This window comes from Nostoc sp. TCL240-02 (assembly GCF_013343235.1).
Classification (GTDB): Bacteria; Cyanobacteriota; Cyanobacteriia; order Cyanobacteriales; family Nostocaceae; genus Nostoc.
This window is the reverse complement of sequence record NZ_CP040094.1, coordinates 3,895,127-3,920,664: the sequence shown is the minus strand read 5'-3', so window position 1 is coordinate 3,920,664 and position 25,538 is coordinate 3,895,127. Positions and strand designations below refer to the sequence as shown.

Genomic DNA, 25,538 nt, shown 5'->3' with positions numbered 1-25,538 from the left:
TATAGCGGTCTCTCTACCTTGCCAAACTATTATTATAAAATCCATGAATTTTCAACTTCCTCAAAAATTTCGTAGTCTGCTCAAAGCTTCTAGCTTTTGGCAAGACAACTCTTTGATATTGCGAGAATTTAAACACTTCCGCAAAATAGTAATTTTAGCTCTGACATTCTCGATTTTAGCAGCAACCTTTGAAGGAGTAAGTATTGGTTTTTTACTTTCCTTCTTGCAAAGCTTAACTAGTCCCAACGCTCAACCTGTCCAAACAGGAATAGAATGGTTTGATACTTTAGTCTTAGGATCTAAGTCATCATCAATTAACCGTCTATACCGCATATCTTCACTGATATTATTAAGTACTTGGCTACGTGTTGCCTTTAATTATTTTGGACTAGTTTATACTGAACTATCCCAACTGTATTTTGGCGATCGCTTACGCAAGCAAATTTTTGAACAGTTACAATCCTTATCGTTAAGTTACTTTGCCAAAACTCGTTCTGGCGAACTAATTAACACAATAACCACAGAAATTGAAAGAATTAGACAGGGTTTTAGTGGTGCAGCATTTTTAGTAACTAGAGGGATAACAACTCTTGTCTACTTAATCTCAATGTTTTTGATATCATGGCAACTAACTGTAATTTCAGCATTACTATTTACACTTTTAGGTGTAGGGTTATCTAATCTGAATGCCAGAGTCAGAGAATCCAGTTTTGGTATGACAACTGCCAATGCTAACTTTACATCAACAGCCATAGAATTTATTAATGGCATTCGCACTGTTCATTCTTGTGGTACTCAAGAATTTGAGCGCCAGCGTTACTACAAAGCTAGCGACAAGGTAGTAAGTACTACAACTAAAGTTGTCTTCACGTGGACACTTGTCAAGCCAATTGCTGAAGGGGTAGCTACTACAGTATTGGTGGGAATGATTATTTTGGCATTCACTAGCCTGGTTACTAATGGAACGCTTCAAGTTGCTTCTTTGCTAACATTTTTCTTTGTGCTATTTCGCTTCATCCCGTTTGTTCAAGATATTAATGGTACACGAGCATATCTCAGTACTCTACATGGTTCGGCAGACAATATTAAAAATCTGTTGAAAAGTGATGATAAAAATTATTTCCAGAATGGAAAACTTCAGTTTAAGGCTTTAGAAAGAGCAATAAATTTAGTATCTGTAGATTTCGGTTATGATGACCAAAACATAGTACTACATAACATTACCCTAACTATTGAAAAGGGAAAAATGACTGCACTAGTAGGAGCATCTGGTGCTGGTAAAACTACCCTTGCTGATTTAATTCCCCGATTTTACAATGCCACAGAGGGAAATGTTTATATCGATGAAGTTGATATAAGACTGTTTGAAATTAACTCTCTACGTCGGAAAATAGCTGTTGTCAGTCAGGATACATTTATCTTCAATACTGATGTTTGGCAAAACATTGCTTATGGCACTCCACAAGCCACTAATGAGCAAATTCAAGAAGCTGCTAAATTAGCGAATGCACTGGAATTTATTTTAGAAATGCCCGAAGGTTTTAATACCCAATTGGGAGATCGGGGTGTTAGATTATCTGGAGGACAAAGACAGCGAATTGCGATCGCACGCGCACTACTAAGGAACCCAGAAATTTTGATTTTGGATGAAGCAACTAGCGCCTTAGATTCTGTATCTGAGCGCTTAATTCAAGATTCATTAGAAAAGCTATCTGTGGGTAGAACAGTAATTGCGATCGCTCACCGTCTTTCTACTATTGCAAAAGCAGATAAAGTTGTGGTCTTGGAAGCAGGACGGATAGTAGAACAGGGCAAGTATCAAGAATTACTCGCACGCCAAGGCAAGCTTTGGGAATATCACCAGATGCAATACTATAATTCGTAATTTGTAATTCGTAATTTGTAATTTGCAAATTACGAATTCATTTCCCTACTCAGTTATTGATAATTTTAACGAGGAAAAGTAAATGGTAAATATAGGCTACCACACTGCTAAAATTCAGGGTAAATTTAATCGCTCTCTATATAAAGCAGCCCTTTCTCAGATTGTCAGTATTCCCATCAAACAAACTCGGCAAGTTCCAGTAAGTATCTATGCCTTATCATGCGAACGCGATTTACCAGAACAAGTGGCAAGTATTCGCTCATTCATTCGTCATATCGGCATTCCAGAGACATTTACTGTAGTTTCTGATGGCAGTTATACTGATTCTAGTTGTAATTTACTCCGCCGCATTCATCCCTGCGTTCAGGTAATACTTTTACAAAACTTCCTGAGAACAGATTTACCTCAATGTGTTCTTGATTATGCCCAACTGCATCCAATGGGCAGAAAGTTGTCGGCATTGATGTCTATTCCTGTTAATGGTACTACGATTTACACTGATTCAGATATTTTATTTTTTCCTGGCGGGATTGACTTAATTGATTTGAGTAAGTCGGACGAAAAATACTCTCTTTATCTACCTGATTGTTCTATGTCGCTTGACGAGCGAATTATTTATGATGAGTCTGAAAAGTCAAATCCTGTAAATGGTGGATTTATATTATTTAGGCATGAATTTGACTGGAGTTTTGCCATCGAACGTTTAGCAAATCTTCAAGAAGTTCCTAGTTATTTTACTGAACAAACAATTGTCCATTTGACAATGCACCACAATCATGGTAGACCTCTATGCTCAAATAAATATGTTCTCAATGTAGAAGATCAGTTCATCTATCCAGATAAATCTGCAAGTAAAAACATTGCTCTCAGACATTATGTGAGTGATGTTAGACACAAGCTTTGGTTTAATGTTGGCATATAAGTTGATGAAGATAAGCCTCTATTGATATGAGGAATCTAAATTAATAATAACGTAAAGACGAATGGTGATTAATGCTTAACTCAATCAATGATGCCAAACAAAATAATAAACAATTGCACAGAGGGATTTTTGAAGAAGACCTGATTTATCAATGCTCTAATTTTAATGTAGGTGAGGGTGGAGGTGTTGAAACTTATTTAGCTTCTCTGTTTGAACATCGACCACCTGAAGTTAGCGATCGCGTGATAAAATCGCTCAAGGGTGTTAACCAAAGCCAATTCAAGCTGCTGCACATCCACAGTCCAGATTTATTATTGCAGCTTACGGGCGAATGTCCTACTGTCTTTAGTGTTCATAATCACTCAATATACTGTCCTAGTGGCACAAAGTATTTAGCAGGACAGCGCACAATCTGCGATCGCAACTTCTCTTACTTGGGTTGTACTTGGGGTAAACTAGTAGATAAATGCGGTAGCCGCAGACCGTTACGAACTCTTAAAGAACTTCAAAATACTCATCAGTTATTAGATACCTTAAAAAAGGTAAAAATTACTTTTGTTGCTAATAGCGAATATGTGCGTCAAGAGTTGATTAAAAACGGTTTACCTTCTGAGCAAATTGTAACGCTACACTGTGGTATCTCTGTACCGCAAATAAAGACTGCTCCTCTAAGTTTAGAAGTCCATCAAAATCATAGAATTTTGTTTGTTGGTCGCATTGTTTCTGATAAAGGTCTGGAATGGCTGCTTAAAACCTTAATACATACAAATCCGCAAATTAAACTTGATATCGCAGGTGAAGGCTGGGAACGACCACGGTTAGAAAAACTAGCAAATACACTCGGATTAAGTAATCGGATTGTTTGGCATGGTTGGTGCGATGCTGACAAAATAAATCAACTTTATCAACAGTGTTTTACAGTCATATTCCCTAGTGTTTGGCCTGAACCTGCCGGTCTTGTAACTCTGGAAGCTTATGCTAATTATCGTCCTGTAATTGGTAGTGCAGTCGGAGGCATCCCAGAACATTTACGAGATGGAGAAACGGGTATTCTGGTTCCAGCTAATGATATCAAAAAGCTGGTTGATGCTATTCATGATTTGTATGAAGATTATCAAAAAAGCAGACAAATGGGTGAACAAGGCCATGCTTTATTGATGAAGGAATTTACAATGGCTGCTCATGTAAATAATCTGCGAACAATTTATACAAACACAATAGCTGACTTTCCTCCGAGAGCGAAAAAATTATATAGCATTCCTCAAGTGAAATAAGCTGAGTTTGGTCAATACTTTATAAGGTGCATCTTTTATCTATTAAATATAAAGGAAAACAATATGTCATTATCTCAAGAATGCCAACAGCCTTTAGTCAGCGTTATTATCCCTACTTATAATCGGCCAGATTATCTCAAGCAAGCGATCGCTAGTGCTATTAAACAAACTTATCGAAATATCGAAATTATTGTTTCTGATAATTGTAGTACAGAAAATACTCAAGCCATTGTCGCATCTTTTGAAGATTTACGCATCAGATTTTGGCGACATGAGCAAAATGTAGGTATGCTTGCTAACCAGCAACACGCCTTCAAAATGGCGCGAGGTAAGTATGTTGCTAGTCTTCACGATGATGATATCTGGAATGAAGACTTTCTAGCAAAACTTGTACCAATACTAGAAGCAAATTCTGAGTTAATTCTCGCTTTTTGTGACCAATATATAATAGATGCAAATAGTATAATTAATGATCCTGGAACTGAAAAAAATACACGCGGTTATAAGCGAGACAAACTAGCAAAAGGAATTCATCAACCTTTCTCTAAAATTGGGTTAATTGATAAAAGCATACCCACTGCTGCATCTTGTGTGATTCGCAATAATGTTATCGATTGGGATAGTATTCCTCCAGAAGTTGGCGGAATGTGGGATTTATATTTAACTTACCTCTGTTGTATATCTGGTTATGGCGCTTACTACTATCCAGAAAGATTAACGCGATATCGTGCCCATGAGCAAACTGATACCATGCTCAGTGGTAGTCGAGATATGCAGGCAAAAATTCGCAAAGCTAAAAGCGAAATGTTCTGTTATCAAGTTTTTATGGAAGACGATCGGTTGCAGCAATTTAGGGTATATTTTCAACAGAAATGGTTAGAGGCTAATACAACTTTGGGGATTGGTTTGCTGCGAAGTGAACAGATAGCAGTAGCACGTCCTTATTTTTGGCAGGCGCTGACTAAACAAAAATTTAATGTGCGGACTTTAGTGGCATTAAGTCTTAGTTTTACTCCGCATTTTTTTGCAAACAAATTAATAGAGTTGTCGAAATAATAGATTCTTGTAGAGGCGATTCATGAATTGCCTTTACCTGACAAATATTTCTTTTATTAACGAACTGCATAGACGCGGAGCGGCTACTCTTACGAGAACGCTTTCAGCGAACCCGCAGGGTAGGGCGCAAAGAGCGCGAAGTAAGATTATTTAAAGTTCTTTGGCGGCGGTTCTGGATGAGTTTAGATTACTAAAGAAGGTAGTGAATGAAACTTTGTATTGTTACTCATAAAATTAAAAAAGGTGATGGACAGGGACGGGTAAACTATGAGGTTGCGAATGAAGCAATTCGTCGTGGTCATCAACTTACATTATTAGCTAGTGAAATCGCACCAGAACTAGAAAATAATAGTCAAGTTAATTGGGTTAGAATTCTAGTCAAAGACTATCCAACAGAATTTTTACGTAATTTCATATTTGCTCAAAAAAGTACAGATTGGTTGCAGAAACATCGCTCTGAGATTGATTTGGTTAAAGTCAATGGTGCAATTAATCTGGCTGCGGCTGATGTAAATGCTGTACATTTTGTGCATAGTTCATGGTTGCGATCGCCTGTTCATATTTCCCGCAATCGCCGCGATTTATATGGTTTATACCAGTGGCTGTTTACGGCTTTTAATGCCCGTTGGGAGAAACAGGCTTTCCAAAAGGCGCAGGTTGTTGTGGCTGTATCGGAAAAGGTAGCGCAGGAATTAGTCAATATTGGTGTACCGCGTTCTCGCATTCGCGTAATTATCAATGGCGTTGACTTAGAAGAGTTTGCCCCTGGTGAAAGCGACCGCCAAAAGTTAGGTTTACCGGAAAATGTCACCCTAGCATTATTCGCTGGAGACATCCGCACACCCAGAAAGAACTTAGATACAGTACTGCACGCCTTGATGAAAGTTCCCGATTTACATTTGGTGGTAGTGGGACACACTCAAAATAGCCCTTTCCCTCAGTTAGCAGCCTCTTTGGGGTTAAGTGAACGTGTGCATTTTGTGGGATTTCGCCGTGATATCCCCCAAATTATGCAAGGAGTAGATTTATTTGTGTTTCCTTCCCGATACGAAGCTTGCAGCCTCGTATTGTTAGAAGCACTTTCTTCAGGACTGCCAGTAATTACTGCCAAAGCCACTGGGGGCGGAGAGTTGGTGACACCAGAATGTGGCATCGTCTTACCTGACTCAGATGATATTGATGCTTTGGCTTTGGCGTTGCTGACTTTGGTGAGTAGTCCCACGCTCATACAGCAAATGGGCAAAGCTGCTCGTTCTGTGGCAGAAAAACATAGCTGGACTACTATGGCACAAACTTATGTGGATTTATTCGAGGAGTTAAGCAAGAATGCGGAACACCGTTCTGATACCAACTTATCGCCGTCCACAAGACCTATCACGCTGCCTTTTGGCGCTACAGGAGCAAATTAAACCCGTCGATCAGGTGATAGTGGTTGTCCGCGATACGGATGCAGATACTTGGCAATTCCTGGCGCAATTAAACGCGCCCAATCTGCCACTGCATACCGTGAAAGTGACACAACCGGGGGTAGTAGCAGCCCTCAATGCCGGACTAGCAGCAGTAGAGGGCGATATTGTCTCCATTACTGATGATGATGCTGCACCCCACCCAGATTGGTTAGAGCGTATTGCCGCTTACTTTACCTCAGATAGTCGCCTTGGCGGTTTAGGAGGGCGTGATTGGGTATACCACGGCAGCAAATTAGAAGACGAATCGCGACCAGTAGTGGGACAGTTGCAGTGGTTTGGGCGAGTGATTGGCAACCATCATCTGGGAGTGGGAGAACCCCGCGAAGTCGATATTCTCAAAGGCGTAAACATGAGTTTTCGTAAAGAGGCCATCGGACAACTACGCTTTGACGAGCGGATGCGTGGTACTGGAGCGCAGGTACATTTTGAAATGGCATTTACCCTAACATTAAAGCGGGCTGGTTGGAAGATAATTTACGATCCTAATGTTGCTGTAGACCACTATCCTGCACAACGTTTTGATGAAGATCAGCGAAATAATTTTAATGAGATTGCCTTTATTAATTTAGTCCATAATGAAACCTTAGTTTTACTAGAACATTTGCCATTTATCCACCGGATTGTATTTTTATTCTGGGCAGTATTTGTGGGTACGTGTGATAGTTTGGGTTTCGTACAATGGCTGAGATTTTTACCTAGCCAAGGGCAGTTGGCGGGGAAAAAATTACTGGCATCTTGGCGGGGACGCTGGCAAGGATATAAACAATTTGTCATTGGTCATTAGTCATTTGTCATTGCAGATCGATTATTTCATTTGGGATTTTTTATGTGTAAATCTAAAATCTAAAATTGAATGAATTCTAGACAGATACTTTTCAATAGTTTTTTAGAAGAAAATTATTCTCCCGAAGAGCGATCGCAACAGGGGTGGATGGCGATCGCAGGCTTTATACTACTAATTGTAGTTTGCTATTTTGCTGGTGTTACTGCTGCATTGCGCCTAATTTATCCGGTGACAGCTTTAGCAGTAGCCGTATTCTTATACTTGCGGCATCCCATTCTCTACATCAGCTTTACCTGGTGGATATGGTTTCTCACGCCCTTAGCTACTCGCTTAGTTGACTATCGGGTAGGTTGGGACGCTACTCGTCAGATGCTCATAGCACCATACTTGGTGGTATTTGTAACTATAGCAACATTCTTGCGACATTTTCCCCGTGCCTCACGTCAAGGGGGTTTGCCGTTTGTTATGGCTTTTATCGGAGTCTTTTATGGCTTTCTCATCGGTCTTATTTATAACCCACCAATCCCTGTAGCACGCGGACTGCTGGATTGGCTCAGTCCGATTATCTTCGCTTTTCACTTATTTATAAACTGGCGAGATTATCCTAGTTATCGTCAGAATATTCAGCGAACATTTCTTTGGTCTGTGTTAATTTTAGGAACTTATGGCATATATCAATTCGTAGTAGCTCCTGAGTGGGATAGGTATTGGCTCATCCAATCAAAACTATTCATGAGTTCTGGAAACCCCGTACCTTTCGGGATGCGTGTCTGGAGTACATTGCACTCAGTCGGCCCTTTTGGTTCCGTCATGCAAGCTGGTTTACTGTTGTTATTTACCAGTTCGGGAAATTTAATTTTTCCTGCTTCAGCTGTTGGTTACTTGTCGTTCTTACTAACACAAGCGCGGACTAATTGGGGAGGCTGGTTATTTGGAATAATTATGATTGTGGGTTCAGTCAAGGCACGAATTCAAATGCGCTTGATTGTTATAATTGCGGTGATGGCAATTTGTGTTGTGCCATTGACAACCATTGAGCCTATTGCTGGGGTTGTATCAGCCCGTTTGGAAACTTTTTCTAATCTTCAAGATGATACAAGTTTTAAAGATAGATCGGGAAGTTATGACAAAAATCTTGGTCTAGCGCTTTCTAACGGTTTAGGTAATGGCTTAGGAAATATCTGGAAAGTCAACGAAAAAACTGGTCAAATTGAAGTTGTGGTGATTGATAGTGGCATTTTAGATATGTTTTTCACCCTTGGTTGGTTTGGAGCTATCTTTTATATGGGTGGATTACTTTTGTTAATTATTAGTGTTAGCAGTTATGGTGAGGGACGTTTTGATAGTTTTATCAGTGCTGCCCGCGCAATTGGTATCAGTTCTGCTACACAGCTAATTATTGGTAGTGGAATGTTAAGTGTGGCAGGGATGATTCTTTGGGGATTTTTAGCTATGGCTATGGCAGGACATAAATACTATAGCAATCCCAAGAGTTTATAAATTAGGAATTGAACTGAAAGAACTTGACTTAATTAGCTTTGAGAATGTACCTCATCAAGTCGTGAAGCACTATAACTATTTAAAACTCTTATTCCTTTGTGTCCTTTGCGTTCTTCTCTAACGAGACGCTGCGCGAATGCGGTTCGTTCAAAAAAATCTTACAACTTAAATTAGGACTGATATAAATTATGAAAACAATTATTGTGATGCCACTAGCCGAACAACGAGGCGGCGGTGAAATGATGCTTTGGGATTTGGTGCAGCAAGGACGTAATGCTGGTGTTGAGTGGCTGGTGATATTTTTAGAACACGGGCCAATGGTTGAACAAGTCAAATCCCTTGGTATTGATGCGCGAGTTGTGGAAAGTGGACGTTTACGCCAAATCCACCGTTTTATTGGCGCTGTTTTTCGGATAGCTGCGATCGCACGCCGCGAACGTGCAGATATAATTGTCAATTGGATGTGGATTACGCATATATCTGGAGGCTTGGCGGCGATGCTGGCTGGTTTGCCTGCTGTATGGTATCAACTAGAAGTACCTAGCGATAAAACTTGGTTGGTACGAATTGCTACTTTAATCCCAGCCCAAGCAATTATAACCCTTTCTGAAGATGGTAAGCAAGCACAAGCAGAGATTTGGCCCCACAGGCCAACACCCTTGGTTTATCCTGGTGTGGCGCTTGACCGATTTGAGCCTGATGCTTTGCCAACTCCTGAAGAAGCACGGCGAAAACTGGGCTTACCTTTACACGGCCCATTGATTGGAATTGTAGGACGATTGCAACGATGGAAGGGAATGCACATATTGGTGCAAGCGATGCCCAAAATTTTACAGAAGTATCCTGATGCTCATTGTGTGGTAGTTGGCGGTAAGCACGATTTAGAACCCGACTATGAAGACTTTTTAAAAGCCGAAATTGCTACCTTGGGCTTGAAAGAGCAAGTAATTATGGCTGGACTACAGCGTAATATCCCGGAGTGGGTGCAGGCGATGGATGTATTCGTTCATGCTTCGGATAAAGAACCCTTTGGAATTGTGATTATTGAGGCTATGGCGCTGGGTAAACCTGTAATTGCTGGCGATGCAGGCGGCCCGACAGAGATTATTACCGATGGGATGAATGGACTATTAACACCTTACGGCGATGCAGATAAATTAGCGATCGCAATTCTCCGCTATCTTGACGAACAAGAATTTGCCCGCAGTGCAGGCATAGCTGCCAGGCAACGCGCTTTAGATTTTTCAACGCAGAATTATGCTCAAAACTTTATTAGTGCAATTCGTTCTGTAATACCCAGTGTTTCATCTGCTGAATGAAACAGTAAACTTTTTGCAAAAGTCAATTTTAGGAAAATGAAACCACAGATTGATGCTAATGAATTATCTATGTGCATCTGTGGTTAAAAATAATATCAAGTGTCAAGCGATCGCAATTCTCCGCTATCTTGGCGAGTAGAGATGTTCCATTGCAACTTCTCTACTCTTAATTTTTGAAATTAATTACTTAACTATCTTATCTGTCAGCCTATTTGAATGATGTAAAAACTAACACCAGGCGTATCGCTTAACGATATGGATAAAGTCGAGCTAAATTAAGTGAGTGGGTGTAAATAATTGTAGTTGGGATAAGGCAATAGACAATAGTAAATAGTCAATAGGCATAAGGGTTTTAGCTTAGTTAATTTTTCTTTACATAGTTTAATTTTATTGTGCCAACTTACTTAGTCTAGCAAAAAAATTTTCCTTACCTAGCTGATTTTTCTTTTGATTTCATGGCTTAAATTCTTTATCTAACTCTTATTAATTTGCTTCATTCTACAAAATTGATCGACTATTACTTAAACATTTGGTACAAAGCTATAGCTATGCTGCTCTGTTATTTGATACACCAAATTCTTCAAATTACCGAACTCATCAAATCTTCATATATTTGAAGCATAGTTTATCTTTTATTGTAAAAATAGTGGGAATAATAAAATAAATTTGATTGAACAAAGTAGTTAGATATGAGCCAGATATGTTCTATCTCCAAAACCTGTGCTTGTCGCAATGTTGGACGCTGCCAGACTAAGGAGGCAGGCAGGCTCTTTCTTTGGTTCCCCGTTCCACATACTCTAAAAAAAGTCACCTCCTACCTACAGCAGCTTAGACTTGAGTATGAACTGATGTACGAGCGACCAGGTTTGAGTTTGAAGTGTAAACCCGGACAGTCCATAGAAATTGCCCGTAACCTGGCCAAACTACTTGCACCTAGAGAATTAAAAGAGACGCAAGTCCTTTTCATTCAAGGTAATATCCAACCTCAACTCCATGATTTTAGTGACATAGCCTCATTACAACGTTTCATTAAGTTGAACCAATCCGACTGGCTGGTTGAAATGCTTGCAACGGAACGATTCACCAGTTACTTTCAACCAATTGTCTCAATTAACGATACATCGCAGATTTTTGGATATGAATCGCTCTTACGGGGACTGGATGAAGAAGGGAATTTAATGCTACCGACACCAATTGTAGAGTTAGCAACCGAAGCCGGACTAATACCACAACTCGACCAAGTTGCTCGCCTCAGCGCAATCACTGAATTCGGTCGGTATCAAGTGAGTGGGCATATCTTCATCAATTTTGCGCCAACGTCACTTTACGATCCAGCTTTTTGCCTAAGTAGTTCAGTTGAGGCAATTGATACTGCTGAAATTTCCCACGATCGCGTTGTCTTTGAAGTTGTAGAATCAGACAATCCTCAAGATTTAACCCATCTCAAGGCAGTGCTTAAATACTACCGGGATGCTGGATTTTTAGTCGCTCTTGATGATCTCGGTTCTGGCTATTCCAGCCTAAACTTGCTGCATCAGTTACGTCCAGACTTTATCAAGCTGGATATGGAGTTAATTCGAGATGTACATCAAGACCTTTACAAAGCTTCGATTACCGAGAAGCTTTTAGAAATTACTCAAAAGTTGAACATCCAGACCGTTGCTGAAGGAATTGAGTGTATTGAGGAACTGAACTGGCTGCGAGAACGAGGTGCAAATCTTGCTCAAGGCTATTTGATTGCTAAACCTAGTGCAGTGCCTATCACTACAACCCCTCACTTTGATCCGATCACGTTAAATGTAGCATCGACAGATTCTAAGCAGGTTAAGCCGCATGTCCAACACCAAAATGAGTCCGAGCGAATTGTCGCGGCTGTGACGCAGCGCATTCGACAATCGTTAGAGTTAGACGAGATTTTGCAAACCACAGCAGCCGAAGTGCGGCAACTGTTTGAGGTAGACCGAGTAATAATTTACCAGTTTGAGTCAGACTGGAGTGGGTTAGTAGCTGTAGAATCCTTAGCAGAAGAGTGTATGTCCATTCTGGGATTTCACGTTATGGATACGTGCTTTCAATCTACCCGTGCAGTTTATTTTCAACAAGGTAACACCAGAGCGATCGAAAACATTGAAACTGCCGGATTATCTCCGTGTCATGTTGACCTCCTGCGGAGTTTACAAATCCGGGCAAACCTTGTCGTGCCTATATTGCAGAAAGAGCGTTTGTGGGGACTATTAATTGCTCACCAATGTCGTAATGCTCGACAATGGCAGCAATCGGAGATTAACTTGTTTAACCAGTTAGCGGGACAAGCTGCGATCGCTATTCAGCAATCAGAACTTTACCACCAATTACAACAAGCAAACCAGGAATTACAGCGCCTTGCCTGTTCGGATGGTCTGACCCAAGTAGGAAATAGACGCTGCTTTGATGACACATTCAACACACAGTGGCAACGGTTGGCACGAGAGCAAGGTTCACTATCTTTGATTTTGTGCGATGTCGATTACTTTAAGCTTTACAACGATACACATGGACATCTGGCAGGAGATGATGCCCTTAGACAGGTTGCCAAGGTCATCTCTCAAACAGTTAAATGTCCTGCTGATTTAGTTGCTCGTTATGGTGGAGAAGAGTTTGCAGTTATTTTACCGAATACTGATATTGAAGGGGCCATTGCAGTTGCAAGAGATATTCAGACCAATATTAGTGCATTAAAAATGCCTCATCCCCATTCTCAGGTCAGCAAATTCATCACTCTAAGTCTTGGTGTGGCAACCATCACTCCTCATAGCCAATTATCTCCTGCAACCTTAATTGCTGCTGCTGACCAGGGACTCTACCAGGCAAAAGCACAAGGAAGAAATTGTGTGGTGCAGATAAACTGTGGGGATGTTGAGCCTAAATCTTTCATTTAGCAGTAGTTTCCATTTCCTCTGCTGTATAACTACTATGTCTGAAGGGGTAGTCAATTTATATTTTTTAATATAGCTTGCTTTATTTCCACCCATTTGACTTGAGATTACTGGTAAAAAATATTATTCCCCAGTCCTAAGTTCCTGCTTCATGTATTTTGGTATATGTAGTTTATTGCGGTTACTTAACAGCTTGCCAAAGGCTACGCTTAAGCAGCTTATACCAGTGTTCACTGATAACTAATATGAATTTAGAACTTACGCAAAACTATACGCGATAGGGGCAATTGAATTGCCCCTACCCGAAAATCTTTCTTTTTGGATTCTTTTTTAAAATTGGTATAAGTCCTGGAATTGGCTCGCTTATCAATGAACATACACTTAATTATGTTCATTTTGAAGGTGATTTATGTAACCCTTGAGTCCGAAATTACACAAATATCTTCCTTAAAGGCTTTTTGGAAATCATCACTTAGATATAAGGTGATTTAAATATTAATAGCTTGACAACAGATGATTATATGAAATAATTATCATCTATCTTATAGAGATATCAAGGTATCTCTCAATAGGTTTTAATAATAAAACGCTTAAATTATTTAAGTTTTACGATCGCACATGAATATATTAATCATTTTAGCTGAAGTCAGCCTTGTAATCTTTGTTTTTTTATTACTGAACTGGCTTGTAAGCAAGTTATTCAAGCTATTTACAAAGACCTCTATATTAAAGAGCGAAGATAGGAGTATCAAAACCTTGCGTCGGAACATCACAGGGTTATTGTTACTTGCTTGCTTGGTGTCATGTATTTTGATTGTGGGTGCTAATGGTTATCTAATTTATCGTGGCGAAAACCTTCAACAATACACCCTGGCAATGCTTGAGCGTATTCCATCAGGATTTTGGATAACTTTAGGAATTGGCATAGCTCAGAGCATTGGCACTTTCATACTAGCCGCAATCGCACTGAAATTTTTTAAATATTGGCTGAAGGTAGCTAGCATTCGCGCCAAGAACTTAGAAAAAAATACCGCCGATGACGAAAGTATTGATGCTTTCTTTAAGGCGCTCTATCACAGAATTAGCGGTGGAATCTGGTTGTGGGCTGTCATTTTGTGTGCCCAGTTTCTCAAATTACCAGCAACGGTTTCGGAATATTTGTACATTGCACTGCGAATCTATCTAATTATTGCCGTCGGGTTGCTGATTCTCAAAGCAGTTGCTGCGGTAGTTGATTTTCTTGATGCTCTCAGTGTCAGATACTCCAACCCCGATAACCTCTTAAGATTCTACGATCGCCTCCGACACCTGATACCCTTTTTAAAGCGGTGTCTGGAGTTTGTAATTTATGTCTGCATGGCAACATTAGTGATTCAACAGGTGCAGTTAATCGCCAATATTGCAGCTTTTGGCCCGCGAATCATCAAGATCATCGGCATCATCTTCATTAGTCGTGTGTTGTTTGAGGTTGTTTACCTACTTGTTGAAGAGGTGCTGTTTAAAGACCGGAATCTAACTGATATTCAAAGAAGTAGACGCTTGACACTCGTTCCTCTTTTTCGTAGTTTCTTGCAATATTTTGTATACTTTGCTGCTATTATCTCTATTCTCTATACTCTTGACATTGACCCAACTCCTATACTGGCAGGTGCTGGTATTGTCGGTATAGCTGTAGGTTTAGGGGCACAGACACTGATAAATGATATAGTCTGCGGCTTCTTTATTCTGTTTGAAAACTATTACTTAGTGGGTGATTATATCGAGGCTGGGAAAGTCGAAGAGAAAGTTGTCGAAGGTGTTGTTGAGGCAATTGAACTCAGAACCACTCGTATTAGACATCCCAATGGTCAATTGCAGATTATTCGCAATGGAGATATTGGCTCAATTACCAATTATTCTAAACAGTATATCTTTGCAGTAGTGGAAGTTGGTGTGCCCTATAATTCCAACTTAGCTCATGTGTACAAAGTGATTGAGGAGGTAGGACAACAGTTAAAAACAAACGATCCAGATGTACTCGAAGGTACACAAATAGATGGAGTGGAAAGTCTTGGAAAGTCTAACTTGTTGCTGCGGACATTAACGAAGGTGAAGCCAGGAAAACATCATCAGATTCAACGCGTTCTTCGGAAAATTTTTACGGATGCACTACTGCGTGAAGGAATTGTAATTCCCATCCGTGCCGAAAGTGCTGAAGGTTAATTTGGCAGTTTATTTTTAAAGAGCTTTGCGAGTTGGTGTTATGTTAGGCTTGAAGAAATTTGAAATCTAGCTAAAATTGTGTCCATTCATACAACAAAATAGTAATGATTGTTATAGGCTTGAAAAGCCCTTTACTTTTATACTTTTGGCGAAACTTCACCGCCAAACAAGCACCAGAGCGATAGGAAATTACTTATGACCAAATGCGATTGATAATTATCAAACGTAAATCTGGTTAAGTTGAACATATCCCTGTCAGCAGCATAAGTGACTTCCTACGCCCTGGTTATCTCTTTTAACGGGACTTAAACAAAAGTAAGCCCAAATAAAGATGAGCTTCTGCGATCGCATCACAATTGATAATTGCTACAGCAATATTATATAGATAACTATGGAATCACTGAGCAAATTAATCAACTCAAGCCTATAGTCAAACATTGAATACTAACTTGATGGTTATTTTGTTAAAGTATAAAATTTGTCAGAACGCATTTGAGTGCCATTTCGCCAAACTTCCACTCTTTCAGGGCTGACTAAATAATAAAAACTACCATTATCTGCTCGATATCTGCCTTTACCAATATTCAAAGCTGCTATTTTTATAGGCTTGCTTGGGTCTTGCTTCAACTGCCCAATATAAAATAACTGGCCATTTTCTTCACAGACCTTGACACGAATATTTGCAGTTTCACCATCAATAATAGTAACTCCATTGCAATTAGTATCACTGCTTATAGGTGCAAAACCCATTGGAGGCAATGAAGGTGAAACTTGCTTTGTTACGGAGATTGTCGAGACTGGGCGGTTCGGGTTATCCACTTGCTGAATTTTAGAAGCAGGGGAAACACTTGCAGTTAAAGATGTCAATAGACGAAGGGGGTCAACTGCAATTCGACCATTTGGATGAACTTCAAAATGGAGATGAGGTGCTGTACTATTGCCTGTAGATCCCATCTCAGCAATAATTTGACCTTGAATGACCTGTTGATCCTTGCTCACCAGCAAACGGCGATTGTGACCATAAACAGTAGTGCTACCGTCAAGATGTTTAATAGTTATGGCATTGCCTAACCCCCAATTATCCCAACCTGCTTTTACAACAGTACCCGATGCAGCAGCAACAACTGGGGTTCCAGATGCCCCTGCAATATCAATTCCTTCATGTTGATATTTGCGAAAGCCTTGAGAAATAAACCCTTGAGTCGGCCAGATTAAGTTAGAAGCGGGGATAGGAGTTTGCCCAATTGGGGAATCGCTTGCTAACTGTGTTAGAGCATATGTAGTTGTACTTAACACGGCAGTTAAGGATATTAAACCAATTAGTCCATAAGTGCGGTATCGAAAAACGGTAAGTTTTTTCATAATTGCAAGCCTATTAAAACAATAATTCAGATAGTTTCTGATTATTTGCTGTTTCAAGCTAACTCGGAAAATATCAGGAAGTTTAGCAGATATGTTATTTTTAAGACCTTAGCCAGATACTTTCGTGCTAGAAGTACATAAACATCTCCAGAAATCAAATCTGTTTTATCCAGAACCCTTGTAGAGACTTCGCACTGCTAAGTCTCTACATTTATTTTCGAAGATGTCTAATATCTGCTCCGTATGCCAGTTATCGACGCATCGAACGGCGGCATACGTTGATCAATTCTAGAGTCTTGGGTTTCAGACCCCCAATGTTGTGTCAGCTTTCTGTTTTCTTACGAGAGTTCAGTGGCTTCAATTTAGGAGGGTTCGAATCCTATAAGTAATATTGCTCCTGCCTTGTCTGCGACACGCTGCGCGATCTACCTTTTGCCTCAAACCTTAGTGTAATTATCGATTACTTTGGCTAAGTCTGGAATAGCTTCTTCTACGTGCTTTTTGGCTGAACCGCGAAGTTTTTCATAGGTTCCTCGCACGATTTGGCGCTTGGCATTCTTGACTCTAGCATCAGTTACACCCAGTAGCGCGTCTGCCGTATGAGAGCGGTTTGCACTCAGGTATCCAATTGGATCGCCTTTTTGTACACCTTCGCTCCAGATGGGATCAAGTGCGGTGAAGCACTGCGGCAGGATCTGCTCAACTACGTAGGGGATATACCCTGGCTTGACTCCTTTCAGAGCAGCGAAGGCAGTTTTCAAAGCGATGCCGCTCATCCCTGACTTGGATGCAAGCTGTACTTCTATCATATTGCAACATTCATCTACGACCATAGCTTTTTTGGTCGGGTTTAAAAGTCCTTCGCTAAGTCCCATTCCACTTTTCCTTATCTCAGTACTTAATTTCTATTCGACTAACTTTTTTGGCAAGCAGGAAATTACAGAAAATGGTATCAGAGTTAGAAGATGTTATGAACATCACTTTCTCACTACTGAAGGCTTCATCCATAGTGCAATACGCTTGAGTTAAGACTTGATTCTCTCTAACCCTCCTTTTTAAGGAGGGAATTAGAGCAAACCTTGTGTTTACACAGTAGAGTTGGGAAGTATAGTAAAAATCAGGTTATCCCGTCCTGCTGAGACCTAAATTGTGTCTCTGGCTGACTTGAGCCAGCAGGTAAAGCCTTATGTTCAGATCCTGAAGCTTCATTAGGATAATCTGGAGGTTTTGAGCCACCTGATCGCTTCCGAGAAAATATAGCTTGAGCTAGGGTCTTGACTAAGATATACAAAATTGGCACCAAGAACAAACTCAAGAACGTTGAAAGCATCAACCCTCCAAAGAGCGCTGTTCCTAAAGACCAACGGCTACTGGCTCCAGCCCCTTGAGAGATCACCAAGGGCAAAAATCCTAACAGCGCTGCAAAAGAAGTCATTAAGATGGGTCGCAGACGTTCTTGTCCCGCTTTCACCGCCGCCCTTGTGTAGCTCATACCTTGCTCATGAAGTTGATTGGCAAATTCCACGACTAAAATCGCGTTTTTGGCAGCTAGACCAATCAAAGTTACTAGACCCACTTGGCAATAAATATCATCCACTACTTTGGGGAAGAGACTACCTGCCATGAAAATATTGGAACGTAGCCAAATCGCCGTCATCGCTCCCAAAACTGCTAGGGGAACTGTCAGCAAAATAATGATTGGGTCAACATAGCTTTCATACTGAGCCGCCAACACCAGAAAGACAATAACGATCGCTAAGGCAAAAATCAAGCCCGTAGCTCCCCCTGATGTCTTCTCCTGGAGATAAGTCCCTGTCCACTCATAACCAAATCCTTGAGGTAAGACCTCTGCTGCTACTTGCTCCATCGCTTTAATCGCCTCTCCAGAACTAGAACCGGGAGCAGGAGCGCCCTGGACTTTGATTGATCGGTACAAGTTGTAATGAGAGACGGTTTTTGGCCCCACAAAGGGAGTAACTTTCACCAAACTGCTCAACGGAATCATCGCCCCATTTGCAGAGCGAACATAGAGTTTGCCAATATCATCTGGATTAGAGCGAAAAACCCCATCTGCTTGGACGTATACTCGATACTGTCGCTGTCCTTGGACAAAGTTATTTACATATTGCGACCCCAAGTAAGTTTGCAACGCTCCAAAGATGTCGTTAATCTCCACATTGAGAGCTTTGGCTTGGTTGCGGTTTACCTGAATGTCAAATTGGGGAGTGTCTGCGGTGAACTGAGTGAAAACTCGTTGTAAAACAGGCTTTTTATTTGCGGCTGCAATAAATTTTTGAGCAGTCTCAACCAGGGTTTCAATCGGCGCACTTCCAGTTCGGTCTTGAATGATAAACTCAAAACCACCTGTACTACTTAACCCTCGAACCGGAGGAGCATTCACTGCGATCGCTCTAGCTTCTGTAATTGCCGAGAGCTTTTTGTTCAGCCTCTGAAGTATGCCATAGACAGACTCAGATTCTTTAGCTCTTTCTTTCCAGGGTTTCAGATTAGCAAAGGCAATACCTAAATTAGAAGCATTGCCATCAAAACCAAAGCCACTGATCATAAAACTAGCTCTAACTTCGGGAGCCGATGTTACTTCTTTGACAACCCGATCCATAACAGATTCGGTGTACTTCAAAGAAACCCCATCTGGCCCTTGGACAATTACAAAGAAGTAACCCTGATCTTCCTCTGGAATAAACCCGGTAGGAACTGCTCTGTACATTAAAACCGTTGCTACTAAACCAGTGATGAAAACCCCAATTACAATCGGTTTGACATGGGTAAGGTAGCTAACAAACCCGACATATCGCCGTGTGAACCAAGAAAATCCCCGATTAAATTGCGTAAAGAACCAACCTAAAGGGCCCCGTGCAGTCTGAGCAGGACGCATGAGGATGGCTGCCATACTTGGAGAGAATGTTAAGGCATTGAAGGTGGAAATGGCAATGGAGCAAGCAACGGTTAACGCAAATTGTTTGTAGACAATCCCTGTAGTGCCTGGAATGAATGCAACGGGAATGAATACCGCCATGAGTACAAGTGAAGTGGCAATGATTGCCCCAGTCAACTCCTTCATCGCTTCGACAGCCGCCTCAAAGGGCCTCATGCCCTGCTCCAGTTTGACTGCAACTGCCTCCACTACAATAATGGCATCATCAACAACGATCCCGATCGCTAAAACGAAACCAAATAAGGTCAGTGTATTAATCTGAAAACCTAAAACCAAGAGAGCCGCACATGTCCCAATCAGGGAAACGGGGATCGCAACAGTGGGAATGATCGTGGTACGCCAATCTTGCAGAAAGACGAAAATTACCAAGACCACCAGGATAATCGCCTCAACCAAAGTGTGCAGAACTTCTTCTAAAGAAATTTCCACAAATGGCGTAGTATCAAATGCCAACTGTGCTTTTAGTCCAGGTGGAAAACTCTTCTCCAGCGCTACGATCTGCTCTTCAACAGCATGAGCAACGTCTAAGGCATTACTACCCGGAAGTTGATATATCCCCAAACCCACGGCTGCTTTGGGAGCATTTCCTGGAATGGTAAATTTGGCATCAGCAAGATAGTTTTCTGCTCCTAGTTCAACTCGACCGACATCTCTGACTTTAACTAGGGTGCTATTCGTAGTGCTATTGCTAGTACTATTAGTACCACCTTGACTCACCTTCAGCACCATATCCTCAAATTCAGCCGCATCTTTAAATCGACTGGTTGCCCGTAAAGCAAATTCAAAGCTTTGATTGTCTGGTGCTGGTTCCTTACCAATCGCCCCTGCACCCACCTGAATATTTTGTTGTTGCAGGGCAGTTGTCACATCTTGAGGAGTTAGTTGATGTTGGGCCAGCTTGTTGGGATCGAGCCAAAGACGCATGGCATATTTGCGTTCCCCAAAAACTCTGGCACTTCCTACACCAGGAAGTCGTTTGATTTGATCGAGAATATAAAGATCGACATAATTACTGATAAAAATGTTGTCATACTCATTATTTTCTGAGTAAAACCCATAAACCAGAAGGAGACTGCTTGATGCCGTTTCAACTGTGACACCTGTTCTTTGAACAGTATCTGGCAATTGAGGTGAAGCAAGTGCTTCTTTATTTTGAACGTTTACTTGAGCAATATCGCTATTAACATTAGTTGGGAAGGAGACAGTTATATTGCTGGAACCATCATTACCCGTGTTAGAAGATATATAAGATACATCTTTAACACCATTAATTTGTCGCTCGATAATGTTGGTGACACTGCTTTCTGTTGTTTGAGCATCAGCACCAATATTGTTAGAGCTAACGGTGATTTGCACCGGAGCGAGATCCGGTAGCTGAGAAATTGGCAGGATGGGAATACAGATGCTTCCCAGCAGCAAGATGATAAACGTACAGACTGTGGTTAAGACTGGACGTTTGATGAAGGTGTTGACAAACATAAATCCAGGAACAGTTTAATTCTGGTTACGGACAGAGTAGCTTTTTATTAATATAAGAATTTATTAAGGTTTAGTGTTAGATATTAGGCATTGGGCATTTGGCATGGGGCATGAAGAAGAGACAAGGTAGACAAGGAAGAGGGGGGAGACAAGGGAGAGACTTAGTTCAATAATTCCCCCTTGTCCCCCCTGCTCCCCTGCTCCCCTGCCCCCTGCTCCCCCGCCTCTTCTGGTCATAATTTGGTCTAATCAACTGGAAAATGCGGTAACGAATCCAAATTTCTAATGAGATTTGCCATTATCTTGAAAATTTAACAACTGATCGTCATTGACCCAAATCGCTTGTTGAGGTACAGAAATAGAAATTCCGGCTTTGTCTAGGGCGACTTTCAGGCGACGGCGAAACTCTCGTGCTACATCCCATTGCTTCAGGGGCTGTGTTTTAAACCATACACGAATAATCAAACCGCGATCGCCAAACTGATCTATTCCCAAAACTTGGGGCGGTTCCAAAATTTGACGCTGCCATTGCATTTCTTGATTCATCTCGAAAGCAACTGTTTCAATCAAATTCAAAGCGTGTTCTGTATCGGCTTGGTAGGCAATGGGAACCGTTAAATCGGCTCGTGACCAACGACTGGACAGATTGGCAACAATTTTAATTTCACTATTGGGAATGGTGATCAAGCGCCCTTCAGAATCCCGCAGTTGGGTCATCCGCAAATTCAGATTTTCTACTAAGCCTCCTACGTCTCCCACATTAATCACATCGCCTAAAGCATACTGGTCTTCTAGGATAATTAGAAAACCGTTAATTGCATCTTTAATTAGGTTTTGCGAGGCCAGAGACAATGCAACACCAATCAAACTCGCACCCGCTAACAAGGGAACGATATCTATCCCCAATGACACCAGCGCTAGCAAAAAGCCTACTCCTACGCAGATACCAGTAGCGATGCTTTTAGTCACGCCAGAAAATGTGGAAACTCGCAGTTGCAGCCGTTCAGAACTTTCTGGAGTCAATAAAGCACCACTGCTAATTAGAGTGGTGGTGAAGCGGTCAATGAGGGCGTAGATGAGACGGATCGCTACGTAAGTTACCAGCAACACAACACCTAATCGCAAAGGAAATTGAGCAGCTGTGAGAATCCCTAGCTGAAATGGTCGTGTGTAGGGAAATAGACCCAAGATAAAGAAACTTCCACCACCCCAAATTCCAGCTTGAGTTAGCTGAAACAATCGTCTTTTGACTTCTTGGATATGCCGATGTTGCTGTTGATTTAGTTGTGTTGTAATTGGTTGAGCTGCTGCTGGAGAAATTGGGGAGTTTAGGGGCCATCTAAGAGGTTGGGAGGCAATGGGCTGTAGTGAATCTTTTTTGGAACGGCGCTGCCAACTATATATCCCCCAACTCATGATAATCATTGCCAGTCCCGTACCCGCAGCAATTTTACCTTGGTTGATTAAAAATTGAGTTTGTCTTTCTTGCTTTGCTTGTTGCAAGTCTTCTTGTAACGATTCCGCGATTTGATTTGCCGATGTCGATATATCTACCTCTCGCAATCCAGCATCCTCAGAAGTGATCGTCATCAGGTATTGATCGTTGACATAAATTACTGGTAAGTCGTTTACTTTACGAACTTCTACTTTGACTGCTGTTTTTGCTGGTGATTGAATGTAATTTTGGCTAATTTTCTCCAACTTCTTTTGGATATCTTCTGAACGCTCAGGAAAGTTGGCTTTTGATGCTGCGATCTGAAATAACCGCCGACCATCTAAATAAATCCAGCCTGTGACAAGCCGATCCTTTGAATCACTACTGACACTGCTGGGAGCTTGTAATTGAGGTAAAAATGGAATCTGGGCTGTGGCTTTTGCTATAGGTACAACGGCTATGGCCATTGAACTAGCGATGCCTACGGCGGGCAAAGCCAACGCCAAAAATTGAAAACGCACTCAAACACCTCCTTGAAAACAATTGACTATTGACTACTTCTATAACCATCCTCCACAATTACTTTGAGTAAATGTACTTATCTAAAGTTGAGATTTTCTGTTTAGATAATGAAAGTTCGATGTTGTTTTATTTGCCCTCTATCTTTAGATAGATGACAATGTACTTAGAATCAGCAAGTAAAGCTTAGAAGAGTCTTACTCTTACCAAAGATAAAACAAAAAGAAAGAACCTGGCGATGAAGTTGACATTAGGGTAGTCAAACGTCAAGCTAGTTTTCAGGACTATTGACAAGTGATTTGCTTTCTTTCAAGCCAAAATCGCAAGTTGTACAATAACCTAGTAGAGTGCGTAAAATTTACGTAACTTTTTTAATTTTTTGAGGTAACTTTTGATGACCGCAACTTCTCCCCGATTAAAGCACGAGGTTAAAGACCTCGGCCTAGCTGCCTTGGGAAGACAGCGCATTGAATGGGCTGGACGCGAAATGCCAGTTTTGAAGCAAATTCGCGATCGCTTTGCGATCGAAAAGCCATTCGCTGGTTTACGCCTTGTAGCTTGCGCCCACATTACAACAGAAACAGCACATTTGGCGATCGCTCTGAAAGCCGGTGGTGCAGACGCGCTTTTAATTGCTAGTAACCCCTTATCAACTCAAGATGACGTAGCAGCTAGCCTCGTCGCCGATCATGAAATTCCCGTCTTTGCTCAAAAAGGCGAAGATAACGCAACTTATAACCGCCACGTCCAAATAGCTTTAGATCATCGCCCCAACATTATTGTTGATGACGGTAGCGATGTGGTTGCAACTTTGGTACAAGAACGCCAACACCAAATCGCTGATTTGATTGGTAGCACCGAAGAAACCACCACCGGTATCGTGCGTTTACGCGCCATGTTTAGAGAAGGCGTTCTCACCTTCCCCGCAGTTAACGTCAACGACGCTGACACCAAGCACTTCTTTGATAATCGCTATGGTACTGGGCAATCAACCCTAGATGGCATTATCCGCGCCACCAATATTTTGTTGGCTGGTAAAAACGTTGTTGTTGTCGGTTATGGCTGGTGTGGTAAAGGTACAGCCCTCCGCGCCCGTGGGATGGGTGCTAACGTCATCGTCACCGAAATCGATCCCATCAAGGCAATTGAAGCCGTAATGGATGGCTTCCGTGTCCTGCCAATGGCTGAAGCTGCACCCCAAGGTGATATATTTATCACTGTGACTGGTAACAAGCACGTCGTTCGCGGCGAACACTTCGATGTCATGAAAGACGGTGCGATCGTTTGTAACTCCGGTCACTTTGACTTGGAACTTGATTTGAAATACTTGGTTGCACAAGCTAAAGAAATCAAAGAAGTTCGTCCTTTCACCGAAGAGTACAAGTTGAAAAATGGTAAATCAGTAGTCGTTCTCGGACAAGGACGCTTGATTAACCTAGCTGCGGCTGAAGGACACCCCAGCGCAGTAATGGATATGAGTTTTGCCAACCAAGCTTTGGCTTGTGAATTCCTGGTGAAGAATAAGGGTAAGTTAGCCCCTGGTCTGCACTCAATTCCTGTTGAAGTCGATCAAGAAATTGCTCGTTTGAAGTTGCAGGCTATTGGTATCACAATTGATAGCTTAACAGCAGATCAAATTGAGTACATCAACTCTTGGACAAGTGGAACTTGATACATTGATTAGTTGATTTTTTAAGGGATAGGCGTTTTGCTTATCCCTTCTTTATTTGTAAAATATCAATTACTCATCTTCCAGTCAGATATACTTAATTATTGAGTTAAGCAACAATCTTCAATAAACTTAGAACTGTTTGCCATTCCCTCATGCAATACTACTTTCCAGTGATTGTTGGAAAATCTATCCCTTAAACGTTGAGCTTCTTCTAATAAAAATTGTCTCACCCGTTCAATGGATTTTGCTTTTATGTGTGTTTTAATACTAGATTGTGTTTCTGATAATGCTTCTGGTGAACGGTTCCGAAATCTTTCTAGTAATTTTAATTTAGAATAATGAGATTTAATTAAACAAAATTGACTATCAGAAATACCAATTGTTTGCACTAAAAATCAATATGGCTCTGGGGATAACGTTGGTGGCGATAAAGTTATGCGTGATAAAATCGGCACTCAAATCAATAACTCGCAAAACTTGGCACAAGCTGCAAAAGATATTAAAGAACTTTTAGATCAACTCTCACAGGAATATTCTAGTACTGCGATGGTTGGCGTTAAAGCAGTAGAGGAAATAGAACAAAAGCCAAAATTGAAAGATCGAGTTGTCAATGCCCTGAAAGAAGCAGGATCAGAAGCTCTGGAAAAAGCAGTTGATCATCCTGCTGTTAGCATTGTCATAGCAGCCGCGAAGGGCTTCATAGATGCTTGAGAATATGGTGATATTAATCAGACTGAAAAGTAAAATTCTCTGCCTAAATACCAGCTTGTTTTACTAGAAACTTGAATG

The 25,538-nt window shown here is 41.2% G+C and carries 17 protein-coding genes; 12 read left to right on the top strand and 5 right to left on the bottom strand.

Annotated elements, in window-relative coordinates; all coding sequences use genetic code 11:
* The first annotated feature begins 43 nt into the window (after positions 1 to 43).
* The 10 genes from hepA to FBB35_RS16675 all read left to right on the top strand — a co-directional run bounded on the left by hepA (position 44) and on the right by FBB35_RS16675 (position 15,326).
* Complete coding sequence (hepA, locus tag FBB35_RS16720) at positions 44 to 1,885, top strand: heterocyst formation ABC transporter subunit HepA (RefSeq protein ID WP_174710592.1); 1,842 nt, start codon at positions 44 to 46, stop codon at positions 1,883 to 1,885.
* An 82-nt stretch (positions 1,886 to 1,967) separates the two neighbouring features.
* Positions 1,968 to 2,807, top strand: a complete 840-nt coding sequence (locus FBB35_RS16715; protein WP_174710591.1) for a hypothetical protein — start codon at positions 1,968 to 1,970, stop codon at positions 2,805 to 2,807.
* Positions 2,808 to 2,878: 71 nt separating this feature from the next.
* The gene (locus FBB35_RS16710; RefSeq protein ID WP_174710590.1) at positions 2,879 to 4,081 is read left to right on the top strand and encodes a glycosyltransferase family 4 protein; all 1,203 of its coding nucleotides are present in this window, start codon (positions 2,879 to 2,881) and stop codon (positions 4,079 to 4,081) included.
* 63 nt (positions 4,082 to 4,144) lie between these two features.
* The gene (locus FBB35_RS16705; RefSeq protein ID WP_174710589.1) at positions 4,145 to 5,137 is read left to right on the top strand and encodes a glycosyltransferase family 2 protein; all 993 of its coding nucleotides are present in this window, start codon (positions 4,145 to 4,147) and stop codon (positions 5,135 to 5,137) included.
* A 206-nt stretch (positions 5,138 to 5,343) separates the two neighbouring features.
* Positions 5,344 to 6,546 (top strand): glycosyltransferase family 4 protein, encoded by a 1,203-nt coding sequence (locus FBB35_RS16700; protein ID WP_174710588.1) that lies wholly within the window; start codon positions 5,344 to 5,346, stop codon positions 6,544 to 6,546.
* Positions 6,464 to 7,390: a glycosyltransferase family 2 protein gene (locus tag FBB35_RS16695; RefSeq protein WP_174710587.1), complete on the top strand. Its 927-nt coding sequence runs from the start codon at positions 6,464 to 6,466 to the stop codon at positions 7,388 to 7,390. Before FBB35_RS16700 ends, FBB35_RS16695 begins: the two co-directional genes overlap by 83 nt.
* A gap of 69 nt (positions 7,391 to 7,459) precedes the next feature.
* Positions 7,460 to 8,890, top strand: a complete 1,431-nt coding sequence (locus tag FBB35_RS16690) for an O-antigen ligase domain-containing protein (protein WP_174710586.1) — start codon at positions 7,460 to 7,462, stop codon at positions 8,888 to 8,890.
* Between the two features lie 188 nt (positions 8,891 to 9,078).
* Positions 9,079 to 10,209, top strand: coding sequence for a glycosyltransferase family 4 protein (locus tag FBB35_RS16685; RefSeq protein ID WP_174710585.1), 1,131 nt, complete (start codon positions 9,079 to 9,081; stop codon positions 10,207 to 10,209).
* A 689-nt stretch (positions 10,210 to 10,898) separates the two neighbouring features.
* A complete protein-coding gene (locus FBB35_RS16680; protein ID WP_174710584.1) occupies positions 10,899 to 13,127 on the top strand; it encodes an EAL domain-containing protein in 2,229 nt (742 codons plus the stop codon).
* Positions 13,128 to 13,742: 615 nt separating this feature from the next.
* Positions 13,743 to 15,326, top strand: a complete 1,584-nt coding sequence (locus FBB35_RS16675) for a mechanosensitive ion channel family protein (protein WP_174710583.1) — start codon at positions 13,743 to 13,745, stop codon at positions 15,324 to 15,326.
* A 456-nt stretch (positions 15,327 to 15,782) separates the two neighbouring features.
* Here FBB35_RS16675 and FBB35_RS16670 read toward each other — a convergent pair whose 3' ends face one another.
* From FBB35_RS16670 to FBB35_RS16655, 4 genes are all read right to left on the bottom strand, one after another.
* A complete protein-coding gene (locus tag FBB35_RS16670) occupies positions 15,783 to 16,688 on the bottom strand; it encodes a M23 family metallopeptidase (protein ID WP_174710582.1) in 906 nt (301 codons plus the stop codon).
* A gap of 437 nt (positions 16,689 to 17,125) precedes the next feature.
* Positions 17,126 to 17,563 carry a hypothetical protein gene (locus tag FBB35_RS16665; RefSeq protein ID WP_174710581.1) on the bottom strand — a complete coding sequence of 146 codons (438 nt, stop codon included), beginning with the start codon at positions 17,561 to 17,563 and terminating at the stop codon, positions 17,126 to 17,128.
* A 242-nt stretch (positions 17,564 to 17,805) separates the two neighbouring features.
* Entirely contained in the window at positions 17,806 to 21,123 is a 3,318-nt protein-coding gene (locus tag FBB35_RS16660) for an efflux RND transporter permease subunit (RefSeq protein ID WP_174710580.1), read from the bottom strand.
* Positions 21,124 to 21,405: 282 nt separating this feature from the next.
* The gene (locus FBB35_RS16655) at positions 21,406 to 23,025 is read right to left on the bottom strand and encodes a mechanosensitive ion channel family protein (protein WP_174713672.1); all 1,620 of its coding nucleotides are present in this window, start codon (positions 23,023 to 23,025) and stop codon (positions 21,406 to 21,408) included.
* Positions 23,026 to 23,471: 446 nt separating this feature from the next.
* On the opposite strand from FBB35_RS16655, the gene ahcY reads away from it, so the two are divergent.
* Positions 23,472 to 24,749 (top strand): adenosylhomocysteinase, encoded by a 1,278-nt coding sequence (gene ahcY, locus FBB35_RS16650; RefSeq protein WP_174710579.1) that lies wholly within the window; start codon positions 23,472 to 23,474, stop codon positions 24,747 to 24,749.
* A gap of 98 nt (positions 24,750 to 24,847) precedes the next feature.
* Here the strand turns inward: ahcY and FBB35_RS16645 are convergent, their stop codons facing one another.
* The gene (locus FBB35_RS16645; protein ID WP_174710578.1) at positions 24,848 to 25,138 is read right to left on the bottom strand and encodes a hypothetical protein; all 291 of its coding nucleotides are present in this window, start codon (positions 25,136 to 25,138) and stop codon (positions 24,848 to 24,850) included.
* Between the two features lie 46 nt (positions 25,139 to 25,184).
* Between FBB35_RS16645 and FBB35_RS16640 the strand changes: the two genes are divergently transcribed.
* Positions 25,185 to 25,460 carry a hypothetical protein gene (locus tag FBB35_RS16640; protein ID WP_174710577.1) on the top strand — a complete coding sequence of 92 codons (276 nt, stop codon included), beginning with the start codon at positions 25,185 to 25,187 and terminating at the stop codon, positions 25,458 to 25,460.
* Positions 25,461 to 25,538 lie beyond the last annotated feature (78 nt).